The following is a 23,384-nucleotide window of genomic DNA, read 5'->3' as shown; positions in this document are numbered from 1 at the left end:
GCCCGGCGTTGGTTGATCAGATCATGAGCGGAACCGATGAAACGCCGGCGGCAGCGCCGCTGGCGTTGGACATCAAGGGGGTAATGGCGGCGTTGCCGCACCGTTACCCGCTGTTGCTGGTCGATCGCGTGGTGGAACTCGTCGCAGGCGAGCGGATCCATGCGATCAAGGCCGTCAGCATGAACGAGCAGTTTTTTCAGGGCCATTTCCCTGGACGCCCGATCATGCCCGGCGTTTTGCAGATCGAGGCACTGGCCCAGGCGGCCGGCGTGCTCGCGGTGGAAACGCTCGGCCTGGCCGGTACCGGCAAACTGGTCTATTTCATGGCGATCGAGGAGGCGAAGTTCCGCACCCCGGTCGAGCCCGGCTGTCTGCTCGATCTGCATGTGTCGTTCACGCAAAAGCGTGCGCGGGTGTGCAAATTTGCGGGCAAGGCCATGCTGGGCGACAAGATCGCCACCGAAGTCAGCTTTACCGCGATGATCGCAGACGCCTGATCCGGGGCCGCGCCGACGCGGGTCTGCGGTTCACGCCAGCGAACACAAAAGCAAAGACTCATCTCGACATCGCCCGCCCGATCCGCTAGGCGCGCGCTTCGCATTTCCTGCGGCCGGTCGGAACCGGGCGCACCCAGGAGCCAGATCATGAAGTCGAAGATCCACCCCGATTACCATTTCATCTCTGTCCAGATGACCGATGGCACCGTGTTCAAGACCCGTTCGACCTGGGGCAAGGACGGCGACACCATGACGCTGGATATCGATCCCACCTCGCACCCGGCCTGGACCGGCGCGCAGCGTATGCTCGATCAGGGTGGTCGTGTGGCCCAGTTCAACAAGCGCTTTGGCGGTCTCAGCCTGAAGAAGGGCTGATCCGGACGGGGGTGGGCAGGGCGATTGCGCCGGTTCGCCCCTGTTATTCAAGCGTTTGAACGATTTGGCCTTGGTGCCGGACCGCAATCCGACACCAAGGTAACTTTTTCTCTTTCCATTTGGGCGCCTTTTGAGCAAAGGGGCGCCTCGTGTGGCGATCATAGCTCAGTTGGTTAGAGCGCCGGTTTGTGGTACCGGAGGTCGTGGGTTCGAACCCCATTGGTCGCCCCATTTTTCCCTATTGCAAAGACCCTTGTCGCTGCTAGGCCAAGGGTGGTCCGCCGAAAGGTGCGCGGCATTTGTGTCAGCGCGGTCTTTTTGGCAGGTCGTGTTCCGGTCGCGCACACGCTACGACCGAATCGGTATTGCAGACGGGACGTTTTCGCCTTTCACATGCACGCATTTGCCAATCCTGCCCGTTTCCTGCGGCTTGCACGCTGGCTTTTGCCGGTGCTGCTGGTGCCGGGGCTGGTGATGTCGCTGGGTGCCGTGGCGTGGGGCGTGGCCTATGCGCCGCCCGACCACCTGATGGGGGTCACGGTCAAGATCCTGTACATTCATGTTCCTTGCGTCTGGCTGGGCATGGCGGGTTGGTCGACCATCGCGATTTCGAGCATTGTCGAACTGGTTTGGCGCCACCCGCTGGCCGCGATTGCCGCACGTGCGGCGGCCGTGCCGGGTGCGGTGTTTACCGCGCTGGGGCTGATCACCGGGTCGATCTGGGGGCGCCCGACCTGGGGCGCATGGTGGGTGTGGGACGGGCGCCTGACCAGTTTCCTGATCCTGCTGTTTTTGTATTTCGGCTATATCGCGCTGGCCGACGCGGCGCAGCGCGATGCATCGGGCGGCAATGCCGCGCGCATTCCCGCGATTTTCGGGTTGGTCGGGGCCATCAACATTCCGATCATCAACCGGTCGGTGGTGTGGTGGAACAGCCTGCACCAGCCGCCATCGATCACCATGGGCAAATCGGCGATTGACGGCACTTACCTTTGGCCGTTGCTGATCGCGGCGCTGGGCTTTTCGTTGATATTCGGCGCGGTGGTGATCGCGCGGATGCGCATGCTGCTGGCCGATATCCAGACCGAGGCGCGCCTGCGTCGCAAGGCATTGGGTTGAAAACGGATCGCATGCACGAACGCTTGAACCAGTGGGAATTCGTCTGGGCGGCTCTGGTCATCGGCGTGGCCGGAACCCTGGTCATGGTCGGCTGGTCGCTGCTGGCGATGCTGCGCGCCGAACGCCGCCGCGACAAAGTGCGCCGCAAATGACCGCTGCAATCCTGAAACCCAAACATCAGCGGCTGGTGCTGGTCTGTGTGGCGCTGGTCGCGCTGATCGGTGCGGCGTTGCTGGCGGTCTATGCGCTGCGCGGCCAGGCGAGCTATTTCTACATTCCCAGCGAAATGGCGACGCGGCCGCCCGAACAGGGCAAAGGGGTGCGTCTGGGCGGGATGGTCGAAAAGGGTTCGTTGAAGACGATGCCCGATGGCGTGACCATCCACTTCACCGTGACCGACGGCAAGGCGGAAGTGCCGGTGCGTTTCACCGGCATTACCCCCGATCTGTTCGTCGAAGGGTCGGGCGTGGTGGCCGATGGCCGGATGGAGGGCACAACCTTTGTCGCCGATACGCTTCTGGCCAAACATGATGAAAAATATGTGCCGCGCGAAATGAAGGACATGGTTTCGACGCGGTCCAGGCAAGCGGTGGCAAAAACCCGATGATCGCAGAACTCGGTCTGGCTGTGCTGTGGATGGCGGCTGCGCTGGCGGTGTTGCAACTGGTGACCGGCGGCCTTGCGCTGCGGCCCGAGGGGCGCGCGCTGGCGGGGCTGGTGCGCCCGGTGGCGGTGATGCAGGGTGTGCTGGTGCTGGCCGCCTTTGCCGCGCTGGTCACGTTGTTTGTGACGACCGACCTGTCGGTCAAGCTGGTGGTGGACAACAGCCATTCGGCCAAGCCGCTGATTTTCAAGATTGCCGGCACTTGGGGCAACCACGAAGGCTCGATGCTGATGTGGGTGACGATCATGGCGGTGGCAGGCGCGTTTGTCGCGGTGATCGAACGGCGCCTTGATGAACCCACGTTGATGGCCACGCTGGCGGGTCAGGCGTTTATCAGCCTGGGGTTCTATGCCTTTCTGCTGTTCGCCTCGAACCCGTTTGCGCGGCTGGCACAGCCGGCCGACGAAGGGCAGGGGCTGAACCCGCTGTTGCAGGATGTCGGCCTCGCGTTTCATCCGCCCACGCTGTATGTCGGCTATGTCGGGTTATCGATCGCGTTCTCGTTCGCGATCGGCGCGCTGGTTACGCGCAATGTCGGACCGGCCTTTGCCCGCGCGATGCGCCCCTGGGTGCTGGGCGCGTGGATTTTCCTGACGCTGGGGATCACTGCGGGGTCGTACTGGGCCTATTACACGCTTGGCTGGGGCGGCTGGTGGTTCTGGGATCCGGTTGAAAACGCGTCGCTGATGCCCTGGTTGGCCGCGACCGCGCTGCTCCATTCGGTGTCGGTGCTGTCGAGCCGCGATGCGTTGCGCGCTTGGACGGTCATGCTTGGCGTGATCGCGTTTTCGATGTCGATGGTCGGCACGTTTCTGGTGCGATCGGGCATCCTGACGTCGGTCCATGCCTTTGCTGTCGATCCCCGGCGCGGGGCGTTTATCCTTGCGCTGCTGGCGATCGATATCGGCGGTGCGTTGGCGCTGTTCACCTTGCGCGCCGGCACCGTGACCGAGGGCAAGCGGTTTGCCTTTGTCAGCCGCGAAGGCGCGCTGGTGTTCAACAATGTCATGCTCAGCGGGATTTTGGGCATCGTGCTGATCGGCACGCTCTATCCGCTGGTGACCGAGGCCTATGGCGTCAAGGTTTCGGTGGGCGCGCCCTATTTCAATCCGGCTTCGGCGATGTTTGCGTTTCCGATGTTCGCGGTGATGGCGGTCGGGCCGCTGTTGCGCTGGCGGCAGGACCGCCTGACCGGTGATCGCACACGGCGCGTGTCGTGGCCCGTGCTGGTCTGCGCGGTGATTGCTGTGGCCGTGTTTGCCGGGGTTGAAATCGTGGCGTCCGGCATCGGCCTGCTGCCCGCGTTGGGCCTTGCGCTTGCCTCGGGCCTGTTTCCCGCCGCCCTGCTGCCGCTGGTCGGGCGCAATCTGCGGCGCACGCCGCTGCCGGTGTGGGGCATGGTCATTGCGCATGCCGGGATCGCCGTGTCGCTGTTCGGCATGTCGAGCGAAAGTGCGTTTTCGGTGGAACGGCTGGCGGCGATGGCGGTGGGCGAAACCCGCGAAGTCGGGCCGTGGCGCGTGCAACTGGCCGGGATCATGCCGGTTGCCGGGCCGAACTGGACCGCGCTTGAGGCCAGCGTGTCGACGCGTTACGCCGGCGGGATGCCGGCGCTGCTCAGCCCGCGTGCCGAAACCTTTTCCAACCCGCCGGGCACGCGCAACGAATCCGCGCTGGAAACGCGCTGGAACGGGCAATTGTATGTCGTGCTGGGCGAGGCTGCGGCCGATGGCCGCTGGCAGATGCGGTTCTGGTGGAAACCGTTCGCACCGCTGATCTGGCTGGGCGGGGTCTTGGTCGGGCTGGGCGGACTGCTTGCGCTGGCCGGGCGCGTGCTGGCCGATCTCAAGCGCTGGGTGGCCAGGGACAAGATCGCGTGGCGCCGGATGAGGCAGGGGCGATGAACCGCTCGAACCTGGCGCTGTGGCTGCCGCTGGCAATTTTCGCCGGGCTGTTTGCGCTGTTTGTGGGGCGCTTGTTGCACCCCGGCGATACCGTTGTGGCCAGCGCCTTTGTCGGCAACCCGCTGCCGCAATTCGATCTGCCTGCGGCCAATGTCGGGCGCCCCGGCTTGTCAACCGCGGCATTCCGCACCGGGCGCCCCAAACTGTTGAACGTGTTTGCCAGCTGGTGCGTGCCGTGCGCGGCAGAGGCGCCTCAGCTTGAGGCGCTCGCGCGCGCAGGCGTCGAAGTGGATGGCGTGGCGATCCACGACCAGGCCGATGATCTGGCGCGGTTCCTGGCCGCCAATGGCAATCCCTATGCCGCGATCGGCCGGGATGATGCGCGCAAGGTGCAACTGGCGATTGGATCGTCGGGTGTGCCCGAAACCTACGTCATCGATGGGCGCGGCGTGATCCGTTACCAGCATATCGGCGATATTCGCCCCGAAGATGTGCCGATGCTGCTGGATCGCGTAAAAGCAGCCGGAGGCGGTTCGTGAGACTGTTGCTGAGCCTGGTCCTGCTGCTGGCATGTGCGGTGCCGGCGGCGGCGCAGGAAAATGTGCCGCCTGCGCCCTTTGCCTATCGCCAGCTCGACAATCCCGAGCAGGAGGCGCGCGCCAAGGCGCTGATGGTCACATTGCGCTGCGTGATGTGCCAAAGCCAGTCGATCGCCGATTCGGATGCGCCGATCGCGGGTGACATGCGCAGCGAAGTGCGCACGCGCATTGCCCGCGGCGAAGATCCCGAACATATCCGCCAATGGCTGATCGCGCGCTATGGCGACTATGTGTCCTATACCCCGCAGGTCAAACCGATTACCTGGCCGCTGTTTGCAGCCCCGGTGGTGTTTCTGGCGCTGGCCGCGCTGCTGCTGCGCGGACGTTTCGCGCGTGCCCGTCCGGGAGACATGGCATGATCTGGGTGCTGTTGCTGGGCATTGCCGCGGTGGTGTTTGCGGTGCTGGCGTTTGTGCTGAAAATTCCGCGCGCGGCCTGGGAATTGACCGGGGCCGCGTTGCTGTTCGGGCTGGCCGGCTATGCCATCCAGGGGCATCCCGGGTTGGCCGGTGCGCCACGCGCGCCGGTCGAAAACCAGCAGACCGCAGATGCCGAACTGGTCCGGCAACGCCAGGCGATGGGCAGCAATTACGGCCAGGGGCAGTCTTGGCTGGTGATGGCCGACGCCCTGACGCGGCAGGGACAGTTTCGCGCGGCTGCCGATCTGCTTGACACTGCGATCCGCAAGAACCCCCGGGATCCCGATCTTTGGGTTGCACTGGGCAATGCGTTGACCGGGCATAGCGAGGGCACGATCACACCCGCCGCCCGGTTTGCATTTGTGCGCGCTGCCACGATCGATCCCAACCACCCCGGGCCCCCGTTCTTTCTGGGCATGGCGCTGGCGCAATCGGGCCATCTGGTCGAAGCACGCGCGATGTGGGCGGATCTGTTGCAGCGGTCGCCGGCCGATGCGCCGTTCCGCCGCGATCTGATTGCGCGCATCGCTCGAATCGACCAGCTGATCGCGATGAGCGAGGGCAAGCCCTTGCCGGAGACCCCAGCCGCGCCCGCACAGCCCGAGTCCACAGCAGCACCGCGCTGATAAACAATGATTTTCTGGCGCGGCATGCCATGCGTCAAGCGCCCATTGCCCGCCTATCGGGGCGGTGCTAATGCGCCTCGCCCACGTGCAGGGTCCCTGCGGATCGGGCGCAACAGGCCGGGGGCCCCACGACCATGACCACACAACCAGGCGCTGCGGTACCACACGGCGAAGTCCGCGGGCTGCACCGGGCGATCGGTGAAGGCGGGGGCAGCGCGATGGCGCGGCTCGCGATCGGCGCAATGGGTGTGGTGTTCGGCGATATCGGCACCAGCCCGCTTTATGCGTTGCGCGATACGTTTGCCGGGCGGCACCGCTTGCCACTCGATTCGCTGCACATCCACGGCATTGTCAGCCTGATGTTCTGGTCGATGCTGATCATGGTCACGCTGAAATATGTGATCATCATGATGCGTGCCGACAATCGCGGCGAAGGCGGCAGCCTGGCGCTGCTGGCGCTGATCAACCGCGAAGGCACCGAACGACGCTGGGGCAAGGGGATCATCCTGCTGGGCGTGCTGGCCACCGCACTGTTCTACGGCGATGCCATGATCACCCCGGCGGTGTCGGTGATGGGCGCGATCGAAGGCGTGGCGGTATACCGCCCCGAACTGCGCTATGCCGTGCTGCCGCTGGTGGTGGTGATCCTGATCGTGCTGTTCCTGCTGCAATCGCGCGGCACGGCGCGGCTGGCGGCCTTTTTCGGGCCGGTCATGCTGGTCTATTTCGCCACGATCGCCGTGCTCGGCGTGATCAGCATTGCCACGCATCCGCAAGTGATGGCTGCGCTGTCGCCGCACTATGCCATCGTGATGTTTGTCAGCGATCCGTGGCGGGGTTTCCTGGCGATGGGCGCCGCCGTTCTGGCGGTGACGGGGGCCGAGGCGCTGTATGCCGATATGGGGCATTTCGGGCGTTTGCCGATCCGGCTGTCGTGGCTGACCGTGGTGTTGCCCGCGCTGGTGCTCAATTATCTGGGGCAGGCGGCGCTGCTGCTGCGCAGTCATGATGCGCTGGTCAGCCCGTTCTATCTGCTGGCGCCCAACTGGTTTCAGTGGCCGCTGCTGATCCTGGCCAGCCTGGCGGCGATCATCGCGTCGCAGGCGGTGATTTCGGGGGTGTTTTCGGTCACCCAGCAGGCGATCCAGCTGGGCTTTATCCCGCGTATGACGATCCGCCATACCAGCCTGGCCGCCGGGCAGATCTACATCCCTGCGATCAACCAGGCCTTGCTGGTGGCGGTGCTGCTGCTGGTGCTGGTGTTCAAGCAGTCGACCAACCTGACCGCGACGTATGGCGTGGCGGTGACCGCGGCGATGCTGATCGACAATGTGCTGCTGGCGGTGGTGATGTTCCGCATCTGGCATTGGAAGCCGCTGCTGGCCGTGCCTTTGCTGGCGCTGTTCTTTGCGGTCGACGGGCTTTATCTGGCGGCCAACCTGACCAAGGTGCCCGATGGCGGCTGGGTGCCGCTGCTGATGGGCACGGTGGTGTTCATCCTGCTGACCACGTGGTCGCGCGGGCGCGCGCTGATGCGCAAGACGATGACCACCAGCGGGATGCCGCTCGAAGTGTTTACCAAGTCGGCACATTCCAGTGCGATCCGCGTGCCCGGCACCGCGGTGTTCATGGCCTCGGCCTCGGCCGGCGTGCCTTCGGCGCTGTTGCACAACATGAAGCACAACAAGGTGCTGCATGACCGCATCGTGCTGATGACCGTGCTGATCGAGGATACGCCGTTCGTCGATCCTGCAACCCGCGCGGCGGTCACCGAATTCGGCAACGGCTTCTATCGGTTGAAACTGCGCTTCGGATTTCTGGAAGAAACCGATGTGCCCGGCGCGCTGAAGCTTTTGACGCTGGGCGGTGAACCGTTCGACATGATGCGCACCAGCTTTTTCCTGTCGCGCCAGACGCTGTTGCCATCGGACACGCCAGGCATGGCGTTGTGGCGGGAAAAGCTGTTTTCATGGATGCTGCGCAATTCTGCCAGCGCGATGGAGTTTTTCCGCCTGCCCACCAACCGCGTGGTGGAACTGGGCGCACAGATCAAGATTTGAAACGGGCGCTGACGGCGTGCGATGCCGGCGTGCGATGCCGGCGCGCGTCCGCACGCAGAGCCGGTCACGGATTGGTGGCGGGCTCGGGCTCGGTCGGCACCGTCTGCATGCTGGGTTGACCGTAGGTGGCAGATTCGTGCTCGCTTTCGCTGTCCTTGAACGCCTGCTCGGCTTTGCGCTGTTCGTCGGCGATATCGGCCTGCATCCTGATGGCGTTGCCGATCGATTCGTGGATACCGGCGTGATGCACGATGTCGTCGGGCCATCGACTGGCGGTCGCGCCTTTGGCCAGTTCGATGTCATAGGCGCAGTTTTTCAGGGTCGAATCGACTTGTTCGATCACCGCGTTGCGGGCCATCGTCATCAGCAGACCTTCGGCCGCGTCGCTGCCGCTGCCGGTGCACGACACCGCGACTTTCGTGCGGGTGTCGCCCAGCGGCGCGAGGTTCAGCGTACAGTCGAATGCCGCAAAGGTGCCGCCCGCTTTCCATTCGATCTGGTTGTGGCCATTGCCCGAAACGCTGGTGCTCAGCCCGCCGAACGGCCCCTTGCGACCATGCGACAGGTCAAGGGTGGTGCTGGCCAGCCGGTTGTAGGCCGAGGCCATGCTGACCGGGTATTCATCCGCAGGCTGCGGCTTGATCGCGATATAGACAACCGCGGCGGCGACGATCAGCGCGGCCGAGCCAACGACAATATTCATGCCAGATCCCCCGATACCCCGACCGAAGTTGTCTAGCCGATCGCGGCAAATTTTGGGTTATGGCGCCCAAATCAGTCGTGCGGGGTGGTGCTTTCTGCCTCGGATTTGGCATCTTCGCCCATTCCGTGGCGCAACAGCATCGGCAGTTGCACGAACGTGAACGCGAACGACAGGGCCGACACGCCCCAGAACTTGATCGTCAGCCAGGTGCCGAAATTGTGGTGGGCGGTGTTGTAAAAGTGCCTCAGCACTTCGTTCAGCACCGCCAGGAACACGAAAAACCACGCCCAGTTGCGCGACAGTTTCATCCAGCCTGCGTCATTCAGTCCGTCAAATGCCGATTGCAGCAGATATTGCAGCATCGGGCGTTTGAAATAGAGCCCGGCAAACAGGATCGCGGCGAACAGGGCATAGATCACCGTGGCCTTGATCTGGATCAGGTCGGGGTTGCCCAGAAACACCGTCAGCAGGCCAAAGCCGACGATCAGGGTCGAGGACAGCCACAGCATCGGCGATATCTTGCCCAGCCGCCATTTCGAAATGATCAGCGCGGCGACGGTCGCCCCCATGAACCAGCACGTGCTGAACGTAACGGCGGCCACATCGCCCAGCCCCGGATCGCCACCCTTTGGCGAATAATGGCGATAGGCCAGGAAAAACACCGCCAGCGGCCCATAATCGACCAGCAGGTTGACCCAGGCGGCACCGGCGCCTTTCGAAGGCGCAACAGGGCTGTTCACGACACGTCTCCGGCAATGACCCGGGCGACCAGAGCGGGGTCGAACGGGCGCAAATCATCAATTTTTTCGCCCACGCCAATGGCGTGGATCGGCAAACCGTATTGTTCGGCGGCAGCCACCAGCACGCCGCCGCGCGCAGTGCCGTCGAGCTTGGTCATAACAAGCCCCGTGACGCCGGCCACTTCGCGGAACACGTCGATCTGTTGCAACGCGTTCTGGCCGTTGGTGGCATCAAGCACCAGCACCACGTCATGCGGGGCGGCCGGGTTCAGGCGGCCCAGCACGCGCCGCACTTTGGCCAGTTCGTCCATCAGTTCGCGCTTGTTCTGCAGCCGTCCGGCGGTGTCGACGATCAGCACGTCGGTGCCCGCCGCGGTCGCCTGTTTGACGGCGTCAAACACGATCGAGGCGGGATCACCACCTTCGGCCCCGCTGACGATCGGCACACCCAGCCGGTCTGCCCAGACGCGCAGCTGGCCGATCGCGGCGGCACGAAATGTGTCGCCCGCCGCCAGCATCACCGAATAGTCCTGTTCCTGGAACAGATGCGCCAGCTTGGCGATGGTGGTGGTCTTGCCCGATCCGTTGACCCCGATCACCAGGATGACCTGCGGTCGGGGAAAGGCCACGATATCCAGCGGCTTGGCCACGGTGCGCAGAATGGCCTCGATCTCGGTGGCGACCGATCCGCGCAACGCGGCCTCGTCCAGCCCGGATTCGAACCGGCCCGCGGCCAGCCGTTCGCGGATCCGCGCCGCCGCGCGCGGACCCAGGTCCGATGCGATCAGCGCATCCTCGATATCGTCAAGCTGTTCGCCGGTCAGCCGCGTGCCGCCGGTCAGCCCGGCCAGATTGTCGGCCAGACGTTCCTGCGTCTTGCGCAGGCCGCCAAGCAGGCGGTCGCTCCAGCTGTCACTGCTCACACAAAAGTCCTTCGATGATCCGGGTCGGCGTCACGGTGACCAGGCCGCCCGCGACTGTGCCTGCGGGCAGGCGATAGGGGGCGAATTCACCCGAATGGCCGGTGCCGTCGCGTTCGGCAAGCACCACGCGCGGCTTTGCCAGCAATGTCTGCAACCATGCGGCGCGCTGTGCCGCCACTGCGGCGCGCAGGTGCGCGGCGCGTGCGCGCACCAGCACCGGATCGACCTGCGGCATGCGTGCGGCGGGTGTGCCGGGGCGCGGCGAATAGGGAAAGATATGGCCGTGCACGATCCGGCATTCGGCAATGATGCTCAGGTTGTTGGCATGCATGGCCTCGGTCTCGGTCGGAAAGCCGGCAATCAGGTCGGCGCCAAAGGCGATATCCGGCCGGCGCGCCAGCAGGCGTTCGACCAGATCGATCGCCTGCGCGCGGCTGTGGCGGCGCTTCATCCGTTTCAGGATCATGTCGTCACCCGATTGCAGCGACAGGTGCAGATGCGGCATGACCCGCGCCTCTCCGGTCAGGATTTCGAACAGCGCGGGATCGATTTCAACCCCGTCAAGCGAAGACAGGCGCAAGCGGGGCAGTGCGGGAAACGCCTTCAGGATCGCAGCGACCAGATCGCCAAGCCGGGGGCGGTCGGGCAGATCCGCGCCCCACCCCGTGACATCGACCCCGGTCAGCACGACCTCGTTCACGCCATGCGCCAGATGCGCCGCGATGCGGCGCACGACATCATCGACCGGGCTGGACAGGCTGGCGCCGCGTCCGGCGGGGATAATGCAAAAGGTGCAGGCATGATCGCAACCGGTCTGTACCGGCACAAAGGCGCGGGTGTGGTGCGCCTGCGGGGCAATCGCCATCGCGGGCGCGTGCCAGCTTTGCGGAGCCAGTTTGGCCGGATTGGCAACGACCGCATCGACTTCGGCCATGGCGGAGAAATCGTCGGGTGCGATCGTTGCGGCACAGCCGGTCACCACCAGCCGGGCATCGGGATGATCGCGGCGCAACCGGCGCACGGCGCGGCGCGACTGGCGCACGGCTTCGGCGGTTACCGCGCACGTGTTGACCACCACGGTCGGGCCGGGAGCGGCCGCCAGCATCGTGCGGATCGTTTCGCTTTCCGCCAAGTTGAGCCGGCAGCCCAGCGTGATCACCGTGTCGGGCATGCTCATGCCGGGTAATCGTCTTCGTCGAAGGTGCCGTCAAAGCTGGTGGTGGCAGGCCCGGTCATGACGATCGTGTCGGACGCATCCCATTCGATCGTCAGCGGGCCGCCCGGCAACGTGACCACCACCCGTCGCCCGGTCAGCCGCCGCCGCATCGCCGCGATCGCGGTGGCGCAGGCCCCGGTGCCGCAGGCGCGGGTCAGCCCGGCGCCGCGTTCCCACACCCGCAGGCTGATCGTCGCGGGGCCGGTGATGGTGGCAACGTTGACATTGATGCGTTGGGGAAACAGCGGATCATGCTCGATCAGCGGACCCAGCCGCGCCAGATCGATCGCGGCGGCATCGGGCACAAAGAACACCACATGCGGATTGCCGACATTGACCGCAACCGGGTGTTCAAGGTCTTCCCATCCGACGGGCATCGCCAGCGTGTCCATCGCATAGGCCAAAGGCACCGCGTCCCAATCAAACCGGGGGCGGCCCATGGCCACGCTGATCCCGTCGGACCCGGTGCGCGCGACAATCGTGCCGCCCAAAGTTTCGATGCGCGTTTCGCCGCCGTGTTCGTTGCCCAGCAGCAGCCCGACCGCGCGGCTGGCATTGCCGCAGGCTTCAACTTCGCCGCCATCGGGATTGAAGATGCGCATGCGGACATCGGCGTCAACGCCGGGTTCGAGCACGATCACTTGGTCGCAGCCGATGCCCGTGGTGCGGTTGGCCAGGGCGGCGGCGCGCCGCGCGCTGAGCGGCAAAGCGCGGCCGCGCGCGTCGATCACGACAAAGTCGTTGCCCAGGCCATGCATCTTGCGGAACGGAATACGCATCGCGCCGCGTACTAGAGGAAAGGGCGGGATTTGCCAAATCGCCCGCATCAGGCAGAGCGAGCATCCTTGTCGCGGAAAATGTCGGTCGTATTTTCGGCAAGCAGGCCTTGTCCTGCCAGTTCACTGCGCAAATCTTCGGCGCTCAGCGGCCGGCCATAGATATAGCCCTGGCCCAGAAACGGGCCCAGCCGGCGCAGCTCGGCCAGGATCGCCTCATTCTCGATGCCTTCGGCGGTGATCGGCAAATCCATGCCCTGGCCCAGCGAACTGATCGCTTCGACCACCGCCGAACTGTCGCGGCTGTGGCCAAGGCCCGCGATGAAATTGCGATCGATCTTGATCCGGTCGAACGGCAGGGTGCGCAAATGGGCCAGGCTTGATGCGCAATGGCCGAAATCATCCAGGCTGATGCGCACACCCTGATTGCGCAGCGACGTGACCAGCGAACGCACCATCGGCAGATTGTCCGCCAGGCAGTCTTCGGTGATTTCGATATCCAGCCGGTGCGGCGGAACCCGTGCCTCGACCAGCAATTTGAGCAGGCGTTGCGCAAACCACGGATCGCGCAACTGCACCGGCGAAATGTTGATCGCCAGCGTCAGGTGCGGGGCCCATTCACGCGCGTCGGCCAGCGCCTGGCGGATCAGCGCCTCGGACAGGTCGGGCATCACACCCATATCTTCGGCAACCGGGACGAACACGTCGGGGCCGACGATACCGTTTTCGGGCGAATGCCATCGCGCCAGCATTTCCAGCCCGGTGATCGCCCCGCTGGCGAGATCGACCTGCTTTTCGTAAAAAGGACGGAATTCGCCATTTTGCAGCCCGACGCGGATCGCCTGTTCCAGCCGGCTGCGCGCCAGCATGGTGTGTTCGATGTCAGGGCTGAACCAGCATTGCTGGCTGCGGCCGCCCTTCTTGGCCTGGTACATGGCAACGTCGGCCTGATGCATCAGCAGCGCGGCGGTATCGGCGATCGGCTGGTTCGGGCCGATATCGGCGCACGCCATGCCGATCGAGGCACTGACCACCACGGTGTGTCCGTCGCAATGGATCGGCAAGGCGATCGCATCGCCGATACCCGCGCCAAGCCGTCCGGTCAGGTCCGCGCTGTCGACGCCACTGCGAAACGGCACCAGCGCGGCAAATTCATCCCCACCCAGCCGGGCCAGCGCTGCGTCGGTCGGCAGCATGGCGCGCGTGCGCCGCGCCGCCTCGACCAGCACGGCATCGCCGACATGATGGCCGTGGGCGTCATTGGCCAGTTTGAACCGGTCGAGATCGATCAGCAACAGCGCCAGGCTGCCGCCTTTGCCCGCAGTCGCTGCGGCCATCGCGTTCAGCACGGCGTCGAAACTGCGGCGGTTGAGCAATCCGGTCAGCGGGTCGGTATCGGCAAGGCGCAGGGCCGCCTGTTCTGCTTCGCGCCGGGCGGCGACTTCGCGTGTCAGGTCGACATAGCGTCGCCAGCCAAAGATGATCAGCGCGATGTTGAGCAGCAGGGCATTGGCCAGCAGCGCGTCAACGCTGTTTTCACCAAAAAGGTAATGCCGCACCAGCCGGGTCAATACCGATGATCCGGTGCCGACGAACAGGATGATTGCCGCCAGAATGATGCCCAGGGCGACGAAGTCGCGTTCGGTGCGGTCGATCCCGGGAACGATCGCACCGGATCGGTCGGGCGCGTGGCGACCCGTCTGCCGTTGCTGATAGTCCTGGCCTGACATGGCGATCGCTGCGCACCTCCCGACTTCGAGATACGCGCAATGTTTAAACGTCCTTGTTGAAATTACGGTTAAAGCGCCGCTACCGCGGCCTTGTCGCGCGCGGCCGTGCGGGTCAGGCTTGCCAAATCGGTGCCCTGGGCCTATGCGGCACGCGTGAAGCGGCCATTTCCGGTCGATTCAACAGATTCGCTTTCGGCTTTTACAGCGGAAATGCACGACGCTGGTCGGCGAGGTTTCGCCCACCGGCGTTTTTGGCGTTTCGCGGCAAAGGACGCAAGAAGATCAGGAGTGGCGCGGATTGTTCGATAGTCTGTCAGACCGGCTGAGCGGCGTATTCGACCGTTTGCGCGGGCGTGGCGCGCTTTCCGAAGAGGATGTGCGCGCCGCCATGCGCGAAGTGCGCATCGCGCTGCTCGAAGCCGATGTCGCGCTGCCGGTGGTACGCCGCTTTGTCGACGGGGTAACCGAAACCGCCATCGGCCAGCAGGTCTTGCGCTCGGTCACCCCTGGTCAGCAAGTGGTCAAGATTGTCCATGATGCGCTGACCGACATGCTGGGCGGCGGCACCGCCGAACTCGATCTGGCCGCAACCCCGCCGGTGGTGATCATGATGGTCGGCCTGCAGGGCTCGGGCAAGACCACCAGCACCGCCAAGATTGCCAAGCTGTTGAAAGACAAGCAGGGCAAAAAGGTCCTGATGGCGTCGCTCGACGTCAATCGTCCAGCGGCACAGGAACAGTTGGCCGTGCTGGGCACCCAGGTTGGCGTGGCCACGCTGCCGATCATTGCCGGGCAACAGCCGGTCGAAATTGCCACCCGTGCGCTGCATGCGGCGCGCTTGCAGGCGGTCGATGTGCTGATGCTCGACACCGCCGGGCGGCTTCACGTCGATCAGGCACTGATGGACGAAATGAAGGCCGTCAGCGCCATTTCGACCCCGCGTGAAACGCTGCTGGTGGTCGATTCGCTGACCGGGCAGGACGCGGTCAACGTCGCGCAGAACTTTGCCGGGCAAGTGCCGCTGACCGGGGTCGTGCTGACCCGCATGGACGGCGATGCACGCGGCGGCGCGGCACTGTCGATGCGCGCCGTTACCGGCCAGCCGATCAAGTTTGCCGGTACCGGGGAAAAGCTTGACGCGATCGAGGCGTTCGATCCGCAGCGTGTCGCCGGCCGCATTCTCGGCATGGGCGATATCGTCTCGATCGTCGAAAAGGCGGCTGCGGCGGTCAATGCCGAAGAAGCCGATCGCATGGCCCAGCGCATGGCCAAGGGCGAGTTCGACATGAACGATCTGCGCACCCAGTTGCGCCAGATGCAGCGCATGGGCGGGCTGGGCGCGCTGGCGGGCATGATGCCGGGCATGAAAAAGGCAAAGGCGGCCATGGCCAATTCGGGCATGGACGACAAAGTGCTGGTGCACATGGATGCGATCATCGGTTCGATGACGCCCAAGGAACGCGCCAAGCCCGAACTGCTGAACGCCAAGCGCAAGATCCGTGTTGCCAAGGGATCGGGCACGCAAGTGCAGGACGTGAACAAGATCATCAAGATGCACCAGGAAATGGCGCGCGCGATGAAACAGATTCGCAAGATGGGCGGGCTGAAAGGCCTGGCCGCGATGTTCGGCAAGGGCGGCCTGGGTGCCGCGATGCCGGGGCTCGATCAGCAGATGGGGCCGGGCGGGCTTGGCGGCCTGGGTGGTATGGGCGGAGGCGGCGCAAAATTGCCCGGTCTTGGCAACATGCCATCGAACCTGGGCGATTTGCTGAAGCGGAAGTAATTGATTTTGATTTTTTTTGATTTTGAAGATTTGAAGAAAGGGTAATTGATGTCTGTTTCTCTGCGTCTGTCGCGCGGCGGTTCCAAGAAGCGCCCGTATTACAAGGTTGTCGTTTCCAACAGCCGCGCCCCGCGCGACGGCAAGTATCTGGAACAGGTTGGCACCTACAACCCGCTGCTGGCCAAGGACGATGAAAACCGCGTGCGTCTGGTCGAAGGCCGCGTGCGCTATTGGCTGGGCGTCGGCGCGCAGCCGACCGACCGTGTTTCGCGCCTGCTCGACAAGGCCGGCATCAAGGAACGCAATGTCACGCTGAACCCCAATGCCGGTGTCCCCGGCAAGAAGGCCAAGGAACGCGCTGAAGAAAAGGCGGCCAAGGCTGCTGCAGCGGCTGAAGCTGCTGCTGAACCTGCGGAAGCCTGATTCTTGGGGCACGACAAACCGGTTACGCTTGCCGCCATTGCCGGTGCGCATGGCGTGGCCGGTGAAGTCCGGCTGAAACTGTTCAGTGAAGGGGTGGCGACGCTGAAGCGCCACCTCAATCGCGAGGGCGGGTTCAATACCGGCAAGCTGACACTGACCGCGCTGCGTGAGGATGGCAAAGGGGGCGCGATTGCTCGCTTTGCCCAATGCGCCGATCGCAATGCGGCCGAAGCGTTGCGCGGCACGGCGTTGACCGTGCCGCGTGCCTCGCTGCCGCCACTGGGCGAGGGCGAGTATTATCATGCCGATCTGATCGGCCTGCCAGCGGTGTCGGATGATGGCACGGCGCTGGGCACATGCGTTGCGGTCGACAATTTCGGCGCCGGCGACGTGCTGGAATTGCGACGCCCCGATGGCAAAAGCTTCATGGTGCCGATGCGCGCCGAAGCCGTGCCCGAATGGACAGCGGAGCATTTGGTGATTGTCGCCGCGTGGGCACAAGACTGAGGCCGAACCCAACAAGGGTGTGATTTCCGCCTCTCTCCTTAAAAAACAATATTTTTCAAAATCTTGTCACTCCGTTCGTGTGGCGCTTGGCGATGCACGCGGGATATTATGTAGCCCTGGTGGCCAGCCGCGTCGTGGGCGGGCGTTGACGCGCATCCTGCGACGGGCTCAGGATGAGCGGACGAGGATGGAACGGGGAGAGGTCCATTGAAACGCGCACAATCGATCATCGCGGTGCTTGTCGCCGCCAGCCTGGTTGCAATACCCGCGGCGGCCTCCGCCCAAACCCCGCCGCCCGCTACGCTGGAAAGCGTCGAACCCGCCATCGATGCGATCTTTGCCCGCTGGATGGCGGACAACCATGTGCCGGGCATGGTGTTCGGCGTGGTCGATCACGGCCATCTTGTGTATGTTCGCGGCATGGGTGTGCAGGACACCGTTTCGCGCCGCGCGGTGGATGCCGACACGCTGTTTCGGATTGCCTCGATGACCAAGGCCTTCACGGCGCTGTCGATCCTGTCGTTGCGCGACAAGGGTTTGCTGAACCTTGATGATCCGGCGGAAAAGTACGTTCCCGAAATGCGCGGCTGGGGCAATGCCACGGCGGATTCGCCGCGCATCACCATCCGCGATCTGCTGCACCATGTTGCCGGGTTCGTTACCGACGATCCGTGGGGTGACCGGCAGACGACCTTGCCGCAGGATCAGTTCTCGCGCCTGCTCGCGGCGGGGGTGCCCTTTGCCCGTGCACCGGAAATGCGTCACGAATATGCCAACCTGGGCTATGCCATCCTTGGCCGGGTGATCGCCAATGTGACCCACGCGCCCTATCGCGCTTATGTCGAAAGCACGCTGCTGGGGCCCTTGGGTATGACGGCCAGCGGCTATGATGTGCACGCCCTGCCACAGGACCGGCGCGCGCTGGGCTATCGCTGGGAAAACGAGCGCTGGACCGAAGAGCCGACGATGGATGATGGCGCGTTCAATTCCATGGGCGGTTTGTCGGTCAGCGCGCGCGATTATGGCAAATGGCTGGCGTTTCTGGTTTCAGCCTGGCCGCCGCGCGATGCGGCCGATACCGGCCCGGTACGGCGCGGTACTGTGCGGCAGATTGCACAGGGGCTCAATTTCCAGTCGGTGTTCCATCGCTATGGCGCCAGTGGCGCCACGGCCTGCCCCGGGGCGCTGGCCTATGGCATGGGCTGGCGCGTGGTGCAGGATTGCGAACTGGGCCTGACGCTCAACCACGGCGGCGGCTATCCCGGATATGGTAGCCACGTGCTGCTGCTGCCGGAATTCGGCGTTGCCCTGTTCGCCTTGACCAACAAGTCTTATGCCGGGCCGAACGCGCCCGTGTGGGACAGCGCGGTGCTGATGCTGCACCAGGGCCTGCTCAAGCGCCCGGTGCCGGTCATTTCGCCTGATCTGGCAGCGTTCTATGCCTCTGCGCGCGAAGTCTGGGCGAAAGGCAGCGTCGCGCCGCTGGCGGGCAAAGTCGCGGTCAATTTCGCGATGGACCGCAGCGATGCGCAATGGGGCAAAGTGCTGGCCGAAACCAGAGCCAGCGCGGGTCCTTGTGCGACCGATGCCCCGATCAACCCCGACCATGCGATGTCAGGCACTTTCACCTGGACCTGCGCGCATGGCACGATCGAGGGCGCAGTGCTGCTGGCGCCGACGCGTCCGATCACTTTGCAGGCTCTGCGGTTTGGTTTTGTGCCGGCGCCCTGACTCGACAGATTGCGCGTTTTTGTATATACTGTCCGGATATACAGGAGTCTGCCATGGCCAAGGAATATACGGTCAAAAGCTTCAAGTCGGGCAATTCTGTTGCCTTCCGACTGCCAAAAGCGCTCGGGATTGAAGCGGGCGAGGATATGGTGATCGTCGCGCACAGCCCGGACAGCATCAGCATCTGGAAAAAGCGCGATGCCAAGAACGTGTTCATGCGCCTTTACGGCAGCATGTCGCCCGGCTTCATGGATGAGGGCCGACAAGACGCCGAACAGGCCGAATACGACTGGCCGCGTCCCGACGATCACTCGGCGGCGGCCTGATGTACCTGCTTGATACCAATGCCTGTATTGATTTCCTGAATGGACGCAGCGAAGTGCTGGCGCAGCGCATGGACGCCAATTTCGGCAAGCTGTGGGTGTCCGCGATCAGTGTGGGCGAACTGATGGTCGGCAGCCGGTGGTCGCAGGACCCTCGTGGCGATGTAGAGCGGATCAATATCTTTGTCGCAAACGTCGAAATTGCCGATTTCGACGAAGCCTGTGCCCGGCGTTACGGCGCCGTGATCAGGTCGATTGGCGTGCGGCGGAAAAGCTTTGACCGGCTGATCGGGGTACAGGCACTGGAGCGGGGGTTTGTTTTGGTCACGCGCAATGGCCGGGATTTTGACGATGTGCCGGGACTGGTGATCGAGGACTGGACCATCTGATGGCGGAGGAATTTGCACTTTATGCCCTATTTGTCCTCACAGCCGCACTTCTGCTTTTGCCCGCACCGCTAATCGCGAGATGGATCGTTCATCGCAATCCGGGTTGGAACAGAAAGCTGATTTCGCTGGTGAGCAGCTCCCCTGTTCCAGTTTTTTTTCTTAGCTCTGCGATATTTTTTGAAGTTGAGGCAGATTTCAAAGCGATTGACGGGTGCGGACAGAACCAAGCCTGCGTTACAGGAGTAGAGTTGGCGCAAATTTTGTTTGAATTGAGCGGCATTGCATTTTTTGTTGGGGTGTTTCTAAGCGCACTAATCCTGTTTTGTATGAAACGGTTTGGCCGGGTGGACATGGGTGATATTTTTCAATGACCTTCGCCGCCACCATCCTTACGCTCTATCCCGACATGTTCCCCGGGCCACTGGGGCACAGCCTTGCGGGCCGTGCACTGGCCGAGGGGACATGGTCGCTCGATACCGTTCAGATCCGCGACTTTGCGGGCGACAAGCACCGCACGGTTGATGACACGCCCGCGGGCGGCGGGGCAGGGATGGTGCTGAAAGTAGACGTGCTCGCCCGTGCGATCGATCATGCCCGCGCGCTCCATCCGGACGCACCGGTCGTGGCGATGACGCCGCGTGGCAAACCCCTGACACAGGCGCGTGTGCGGGAACTGGCAGAAGGGCCCGGGGTCACGGTTTTGTGCGGCCGGTTCGAAGGGTTTGACGAAAGGATCTTTGCCGGGCGCGATGTGGAAGAGATCGCGGTGGGCGATGTCGTGCTGTCGGGCGGGGAATGTGCCGCGCTGCTGCTGCTCGATGCTTGCATTCGGCTGCTTCCCGGCGTAATGGGCGCGGCTTCCAGTGGGCACGAGGAGTCGTTTGAAAACGGCCTTCTCGAATACCCCCACTATACCCGACCTATTGAATGGGAAGGGCGCACGATCCCTGAAGTGCTGCGATCGGGGGATCATGCGAAGATCGCCGCATGGCGTAAAGCCATGTCGGATGATCACACCCGGCTACGCAGGCCGGACCTTTGGGAACGCCACGCCGGCGTTCGGGTCCAGTCTGCCTCTGGTGCGCAGCGCGAGAGCGACGGACGAGAAAAATGAACCTGATTCAGCAGCTTGAAGCTGAAGCCATTGCCGAATTCAAGGCAAAGAAGGAAATTCCCGCTTTCCGTGCGGGCGATACCGTGCGCGTGGGCGTGCGCGTTGTCGAAGGTGAACGCACCCGCGTCCAGGCCTATGAAGGCGTGGTGATCGCGCGGTCGAACCGGGGCCTCGGCTCGAACTTCACCGTTCGCAAGATTTCGTTCGGTGAAGGCGTGGAACGCGTGTTCCCGCTCTATTCGCCCAACATCGATTCGATCACAGTCGTGCGTCGCGGTGTCGTGCGTCGCGCCAAGCTGTATTATCTGCGCGGTCGTCGCGGCAAATCGGCGCGTATCGCCGAACGTCGCGATGTGCGTCCGGGCAGCGAAGGTTGATCAATCAACCCTTGCCCTGACACGAACCATTCGTGAAAAGGCGTCCCGGCCATCCGCCGGGACGCCTTTTTCTTGTCTGCCAACATTCCAGCCGCGAGTGCCTGATGCGCTTTGCCCTATTGCCGATCATCGCCGCCGCCCTGTTTGGCAGTCTGTCTGCCGCCGCCCAGGAGACTCCCGTGACTCAGCCCAAATCCTCGACCACGCTGACACTGGACCGCGTCTTTGCCAGCCCGGGAATTGCCGGTGCAGCCCCGCGCGGGGTACACCTGTCGCCCGATGGCCGGTTTCTGACGGTGCTGCGCAACCGCGCCGACGATCGCGAACGCTATGACCTGTGGGGGTTTGACCGCCACACCGGCAAATGGCGCATGCTGGTCGATTCGGCCAAGCTGGCCTCGGGCCACGAGCTGTCGCAGACCGAGAAGATGAATCGCGAGCGGCAGCGTATTGGCGGGCTGAAAGGCATTGTCAACTACGACTGGGCAGCGGATTCGCAAAGCGTGCTGGTGCCGGTCGATGGGCAACTGTTTGTTGCCCATGTGGCTGGCGCCAATGCGGGCAAAGTGGACGCTATCGCCGCAGCGCTAGGTGCCGAAGTGCTCAATCCTTCACTTGGTCCCAAAGGCGGGCATATCGCGTTCGTGCGCGATCGCCGCCTGTGGGTGGCGGCGATTGGCGGCGCGGCAGAGGCTGTAACCCCGGTTGAAGCCAATGCCGATGTGCATTGGGGTGAAGCCGAATTCATCGCGCAGGAAGAACTGCACCGCTTTGCGGGATATTGGTGGGCGCCCGACGAAACGCGGCTGGCGGTCGAACGCTTTGACGAAAGCGGTGTCGGCATGGTGACGCGCGCGGCGATCGGCGCAGGCGCAACCAGCGTGACCCAGCAACGCTATCCAGGCGCAGGCACCGCCAATGCGGTTGTCTCGCTGTCGATCGTGACGGCCGATGGCGAATCACGCGTCGCGGTCGATCTGGGGCCGGACAAGGATATCTACCTCGCCCGCGTTGACTGGGCCCACGATGGCAAGACTTTGTATGTGCAGCGGTTGAACCGTGCGCAGGACCGTCTCGACATGCTGGCGGTGGATCCCGCGACCGGGGCCAGCCACGTGCTGTTCACCGAAACGGCCGCAGCCAAAAGCTGGATCAATCTATCGGACGCCTATCGTTTCCTCGCCGATGGCAGCCTGATCTGGTGGTCAGAGCGCGACGGGCACGGGCATCTTTACCACGTCCGCGATGGCCAGTGGCAGCAGTTGACGCGCGGCAATTGGGAAGTGTCGGCGCTGGTCGCGGTGGATGAAAAGGCCGGGCGCGTGATCCTGACCGGCAATCGCGACGATGTGCTGTCGAGCCAGATCTATGCGCTGGATCTTGCGCATCCCGACACGCTGACGCCATTGGGCGATCCCGCCTATGACAACCACGCCAGCGCCGATGCCAAAGGCCAGGCTTTGATCGTGACCCGCAGCGGCGATATGCAGCCGACGCAGTCCTATCTTGCCGATGCCACGGGCAAGCATCTCGCATGGATTGAGGAAAACCGGGTAGAAGGCGCGCATCCCTACGCGCCCTATCTCGCCAGCCATCGTCCGGCGCAGTTCGGCACGATCAAGGGCCCGGACGGGACCGACTTACACTGGGTGATGATCACCCCGCCGCTGGAGCCGGGCAAACGCTATCCGGTGTTCACGTATCACTATGGCGGCCCCAGCGCGCAAGTCGTGCGGCGCGGCTGGCAGGGCGCGCTGGCGCAAGCAGTTGTGGCCAAGGGCTATGTCTGGTTTGCCATCGACAACCGCGGCTCGGCCAATCGCGGGGTGGCGTTTGAAAGCCCGATCTGGCGCGCGATGGGCTCGGTCGAAGTGGAAGACCAGCTGGCCGGGACCCGCTGGCTGAAAGCGCAACCGTTCATCGATCCGGCGCGGATCGCCACGTTCGGCTGGTCGTATGGTGGCTATATGACGCTCAAGATGCTCGAACAGCATCCCGGCGAATGGGCGGCGGGTATTGCGGTGGCCCCGGTCACGCGCTGGGAACTGTATGACACGGCCTATACCGAGCGATATCTTGGTGATCCCAAGGCGCCGGGCGGTGTCTATGACCGCGCCGGAGCCCTGATCGAGGCGCCCAGAATTGCCGACCCGTTGCTGGTGATCCACGGCATGGCCGACGACAATGTCGTGCTCGACAACACCACCGCACTGGTGGCCAGCCTGCAGGCGCATGCGGTACCGTTCGAGATGATGCTGTACCCGGGGCAGACCCATGGTATCGGCGGGCAGAAGATCAGCGTGCACCTGTATAATGCGGTGTTCGATTTCCTGAACCGCCACGGCGTCGCCGCAGGCGGGAAATAAGCGGATCACTTGGAGTACCA

At 63.8% G+C, this 23,384-nt stretch carries 26 protein-coding genes and 1 tRNA gene; 21 read left to right on the top strand and 6 right to left on the bottom strand.

Features of this window, described 5'->3' with window-relative positions; translation table 11 throughout:
• The first annotated feature begins 23 nt into the window (after positions 1–23).
• The 11 genes from fabZ to G404_RS0110960 all read left to right on the top strand — a co-directional run bounded on the left by fabZ (position 24) and on the right by G404_RS0110960 (position 8,263).
• On the top strand, positions 24–497 hold the full coding sequence (gene fabZ / locus G404_RS0111010; RefSeq protein ID WP_028641125.1) for a 3-hydroxyacyl-ACP dehydratase FabZ: 474 nt from the start codon (positions 24–26) through the stop codon (positions 495–497).
• Positions 498–644: 147 nt separating this feature from the next.
• Complete coding sequence (rpmE, locus tag G404_RS0111005) at positions 645–872, top strand: 50S ribosomal protein L31 (RefSeq protein ID WP_028641124.1); 228 nt, start codon at positions 645–647, stop codon at positions 870–872.
• A gap of 154 nt (positions 873–1,026) precedes the next feature.
• A tRNA-His gene (locus G404_RS0111000) sits at positions 1,027–1,103 on the top strand.
• A gap of 162 nt (positions 1,104–1,265) precedes the next feature.
• Positions 1,266–1,991, top strand: a complete 726-nt coding sequence (ccmC, locus tag G404_RS0110995) for a heme ABC transporter permease CcmC (RefSeq protein ID WP_028641123.1) — start codon at positions 1,266–1,268, stop codon at positions 1,989–1,991.
• An 11-nt stretch (positions 1,992–2,002) separates the two neighbouring features.
• Positions 2,003–2,143: a hypothetical protein gene (locus G404_RS20630; RefSeq protein WP_169719702.1), complete on the top strand. Its 141-nt coding sequence runs from the start codon at positions 2,003–2,005 to the stop codon at positions 2,141–2,143.
• Positions 2,140–2,598 (top strand): cytochrome c maturation protein CcmE, encoded by a 459-nt coding sequence (gene ccmE, locus G404_RS0110985; protein WP_036521145.1) that lies wholly within the window; start codon positions 2,140–2,142, stop codon positions 2,596–2,598. Before G404_RS20630 ends, ccmE begins: the two co-directional genes overlap by 4 nt.
• On the top strand, positions 2,595–4,559 hold the full coding sequence (locus tag G404_RS0110980) for a heme lyase CcmF/NrfE family subunit (RefSeq protein WP_028641121.1): 1,965 nt from the start codon (positions 2,595–2,597) through the stop codon (positions 4,557–4,559). Before ccmE ends, G404_RS0110980 begins: the two co-directional genes overlap by 4 nt.
• Positions 4,556–5,098, top strand: coding sequence for a DsbE family thiol:disulfide interchange protein (locus G404_RS0110975; RefSeq protein WP_028641120.1), 543 nt, complete (start codon positions 4,556–4,558; stop codon positions 5,096–5,098). Before G404_RS0110980 ends, G404_RS0110975 begins: the two co-directional genes overlap by 4 nt.
• Positions 5,095–5,517: a cytochrome c-type biogenesis protein gene (locus tag G404_RS0110970; protein ID WP_028641119.1), complete on the top strand. Its 423-nt coding sequence runs from the start codon at positions 5,095–5,097 to the stop codon at positions 5,515–5,517. The genes G404_RS0110975 and G404_RS0110970 overlap by 4 nt, the downstream gene beginning before the upstream one ends.
• On the top strand, positions 5,514–6,203 hold the full coding sequence (locus G404_RS0110965; protein ID WP_028641118.1) for a tetratricopeptide repeat protein: 690 nt from the start codon (positions 5,514–5,516) through the stop codon (positions 6,201–6,203). The genes G404_RS0110970 and G404_RS0110965 overlap by 4 nt, the downstream gene beginning before the upstream one ends.
• Before the next feature lie 134 nt (positions 6,204–6,337).
• Positions 6,338–8,263 (top strand): potassium transporter Kup, encoded by a 1,926-nt coding sequence (locus G404_RS0110960; RefSeq protein ID WP_425411637.1) that lies wholly within the window; start codon positions 6,338–6,340, stop codon positions 8,261–8,263.
• Positions 8,264–8,327: 64 nt separating this feature from the next.
• Here G404_RS0110960 and G404_RS0110955 read toward each other — a convergent pair whose 3' ends face one another.
• The 6 genes from G404_RS0110955 to G404_RS18845 form a co-directional block, all read right to left on the bottom strand.
• Positions 8,328–8,966, bottom strand: a complete 639-nt coding sequence (locus G404_RS0110955) for a hypothetical protein (RefSeq protein ID WP_028641116.1) — start codon at positions 8,964–8,966, stop codon at positions 8,328–8,330.
• A 71-nt stretch (positions 8,967–9,037) separates the two neighbouring features.
• A complete protein-coding gene (locus G404_RS0110950) occupies positions 9,038–9,706 on the bottom strand; it encodes an inner membrane-spanning protein YciB (protein WP_028641115.1) in 669 nt (222 codons plus the stop codon).
• Positions 9,703–10,629, bottom strand: coding sequence for a signal recognition particle-docking protein FtsY (gene ftsY / locus G404_RS0110945; protein ID WP_028641114.1), 927 nt, complete (start codon positions 10,627–10,629; stop codon positions 9,703–9,705). Before ftsY ends, G404_RS0110950 begins: the two co-directional genes overlap by 4 nt.
• Entirely contained in the window at positions 10,619–11,800 is a 1,182-nt protein-coding gene (locus G404_RS0110940; protein WP_425411639.1) for a MiaB/RimO family radical SAM methylthiotransferase, read from the bottom strand. The genes ftsY and G404_RS0110940 overlap by 11 nt, the downstream gene beginning before the upstream one ends.
• A gap of 2 nt (positions 11,801–11,802) precedes the next feature.
• The gene (gene dapF / locus G404_RS0110935; RefSeq protein WP_028641112.1) at positions 11,803–12,624 is read right to left on the bottom strand and encodes a diaminopimelate epimerase; all 822 of its coding nucleotides are present in this window, start codon (positions 12,622–12,624) and stop codon (positions 11,803–11,805) included.
• A gap of 47 nt (positions 12,625–12,671) precedes the next feature.
• A complete protein-coding gene (locus G404_RS18845) occupies positions 12,672–14,351 on the bottom strand; it encodes a putative bifunctional diguanylate cyclase/phosphodiesterase (RefSeq protein ID WP_156906276.1) in 1,680 nt (559 codons plus the stop codon).
• 298 nt (positions 14,352–14,649) lie between these two features.
• On the opposite strand from G404_RS18845, the gene ffh reads away from it, so the two are divergent.
• The 10 genes from ffh to G404_RS18840 all read left to right on the top strand — a co-directional run bounded on the left by ffh (position 14,650) and on the right by G404_RS18840 (position 23,364).
• Positions 14,650–16,134, top strand: a complete 1,485-nt coding sequence (gene ffh / locus G404_RS0110925; protein ID WP_028641111.1) for a signal recognition particle protein — start codon at positions 14,650–14,652, stop codon at positions 16,132–16,134.
• 48 nt (positions 16,135–16,182) lie between these two features.
• Positions 16,183–16,557 (top strand): 30S ribosomal protein S16, encoded by a 375-nt coding sequence (gene rpsP / locus G404_RS0110920; protein WP_028641110.1) that lies wholly within the window; start codon positions 16,183–16,185, stop codon positions 16,555–16,557.
• A gap of 3 nt (positions 16,558–16,560) precedes the next feature.
• Positions 16,561–17,064: a ribosome maturation factor RimM gene (gene rimM, locus G404_RS0110915; protein WP_028641109.1), complete on the top strand. Its 504-nt coding sequence runs from the start codon at positions 16,561–16,563 to the stop codon at positions 17,062–17,064.
• 207 nt (positions 17,065–17,271) lie between these two features.
• Positions 17,272–18,795, top strand: coding sequence for a serine hydrolase domain-containing protein (locus tag G404_RS0110910; RefSeq protein ID WP_028641108.1), 1,524 nt, complete (start codon positions 17,272–17,274; stop codon positions 18,793–18,795).
• Positions 18,796–18,848: 53 nt separating this feature from the next.
• A complete protein-coding gene (locus G404_RS0110905; protein WP_028641107.1) occupies positions 18,849–19,121 on the top strand; it encodes an AbrB/MazE/SpoVT family DNA-binding domain-containing protein in 273 nt (90 codons plus the stop codon).
• A complete protein-coding gene (locus tag G404_RS0110900) occupies positions 19,121–19,507 on the top strand; it encodes a type II toxin-antitoxin system VapC family toxin (protein WP_051280567.1) in 387 nt (128 codons plus the stop codon). The genes G404_RS0110905 and G404_RS0110900 overlap by 1 nt, the downstream gene beginning before the upstream one ends.
• Entirely contained in the window at positions 19,507–19,878 is a 372-nt protein-coding gene (locus G404_RS0110895) for a hypothetical protein (protein WP_028641105.1), read from the top strand. The genes G404_RS0110900 and G404_RS0110895 overlap by 1 nt, the downstream gene beginning before the upstream one ends.
• The gene (trmD, locus tag G404_RS0110890) at positions 19,875–20,621 is read left to right on the top strand and encodes a tRNA (guanosine(37)-N1)-methyltransferase TrmD (protein WP_028641104.1); all 747 of its coding nucleotides are present in this window, start codon (positions 19,875–19,877) and stop codon (positions 20,619–20,621) included. The genes G404_RS0110895 and trmD overlap by 4 nt, the downstream gene beginning before the upstream one ends.
• On the top strand, positions 20,618–20,998 hold the full coding sequence (gene rplS / locus G404_RS0110885) for a 50S ribosomal protein L19 (RefSeq protein WP_028641103.1): 381 nt from the start codon (positions 20,618–20,620) through the stop codon (positions 20,996–20,998). The genes trmD and rplS overlap by 4 nt, the downstream gene beginning before the upstream one ends.
• Positions 20,999–21,102: 104 nt before the next feature.
• A complete protein-coding gene (locus tag G404_RS18840) occupies positions 21,103–23,364 on the top strand; it encodes a S9 family peptidase (RefSeq protein ID WP_036521142.1) in 2,262 nt (753 codons plus the stop codon).
• The last annotated feature ends 20 nt before the right edge of the window (positions 23,365–23,384 follow it).

It is taken from the genome of Novosphingobium acidiphilum DSM 19966 (assembly GCF_000429005.1).
Taxonomy (GTDB): domain Bacteria; phylum Pseudomonadota; class Alphaproteobacteria; order Sphingomonadales; family Sphingomonadaceae; genus Novosphingobium; species Novosphingobium acidiphilum.
This window is presented reverse-complemented; position numbering and strand designations above follow the sequence as displayed.

Bases quoted from the DNA above. Each gene is read 5' to 3' on its own strand.
- G404_RS0110940 (WP_425411639.1), bottom strand. From the start codon at position 11,800: ATGCCCGACACGGTGATCACGCTGGGCTGCCGGCTCAACTTGGCGGAA.
- G404_RS0110965 (WP_028641118.1), top strand. From the start codon at position 5,514: ATGATCTGGGTGCTGTTGCTGGGCATTGCCGCGGTGGTGTTTGCGGTG.
- G404_RS18840 (WP_036521142.1), top strand. From the start codon at position 21,103: ATGCGCTTTGCCCTATTGCCGATCATCGCCGCCGCCCTGTTTGGCAGT.
- ccmE (WP_036521145.1), top strand. From the start codon at position 2,140: ATGACCGCTGCAATCCTGAAACCCAAACATCAGCGGCTGGTGCTGGTC.
- G404_RS0110905 (WP_028641107.1), top strand. From the start codon at position 18,849: ATGGCCAAGGAATATACGGTCAAAAGCTTCAAGTCGGGCAATTCTGTT.
- G404_RS0110960 (WP_425411637.1), top strand. From the start codon at position 6,338: ATGACCACACAACCAGGCGCTGCGGTACCACACGGCGAAGTCCGCGGG.
- G404_RS0110955 (WP_028641116.1), bottom strand. From the start codon at position 8,966: ATGAATATTGTCGTTGGCTCGGCCGCGCTGATCGTCGCCGCCGCGGTT.
- G404_RS0110900 (WP_051280567.1), top strand. From the start codon at position 19,121: ATGTACCTGCTTGATACCAATGCCTGTATTGATTTCCTGAATGGACGC.
- G404_RS0110895 (WP_028641105.1), top strand. From the start codon at position 19,507: ATGGCGGAGGAATTTGCACTTTATGCCCTATTTGTCCTCACAGCCGCA.
- rpsP (WP_028641110.1), top strand. From the start codon at position 16,183: ATGTCTGTTTCTCTGCGTCTGTCGCGCGGCGGTTCCAAGAAGCGCCCG.
- fabZ (WP_028641125.1), top strand. From the start codon at position 24: ATGAGCGGAACCGATGAAACGCCGGCGGCAGCGCCGCTGGCGTTGGAC.
- G404_RS0110980 (WP_028641121.1), top strand. From the start codon at position 2,595: ATGATCGCAGAACTCGGTCTGGCTGTGCTGTGGATGGCGGCTGCGCTG.
- trmD (WP_028641104.1), top strand. From the start codon at position 19,875: ATGACCTTCGCCGCCACCATCCTTACGCTCTATCCCGACATGTTCCCC.
- G404_RS0110975 (WP_028641120.1), top strand. From the start codon at position 4,556: ATGAACCGCTCGAACCTGGCGCTGTGGCTGCCGCTGGCAATTTTCGCC.
- G404_RS18845 (WP_156906276.1), bottom strand. From the start codon at position 14,351: ATGTCAGGCCAGGACTATCAGCAACGGCAGACGGGTCGCCACGCGCCC.
- dapF (WP_028641112.1), bottom strand. From the start codon at position 12,624: ATGCGTATTCCGTTCCGCAAGATGCATGGCCTGGGCAACGACTTTGTC.
- G404_RS20630 (WP_169719702.1), top strand. From the start codon at position 2,003: ATGCACGAACGCTTGAACCAGTGGGAATTCGTCTGGGCGGCTCTGGTC.
- rpmE (WP_028641124.1), top strand. From the start codon at position 645: ATGAAGTCGAAGATCCACCCCGATTACCATTTCATCTCTGTCCAGATG.
- ccmC (WP_028641123.1), top strand. From the start codon at position 1,266: ATGCACGCATTTGCCAATCCTGCCCGTTTCCTGCGGCTTGCACGCTGG.
- rplS (WP_028641103.1), top strand. From the start codon at position 20,618: ATGAACCTGATTCAGCAGCTTGAAGCTGAAGCCATTGCCGAATTCAAG.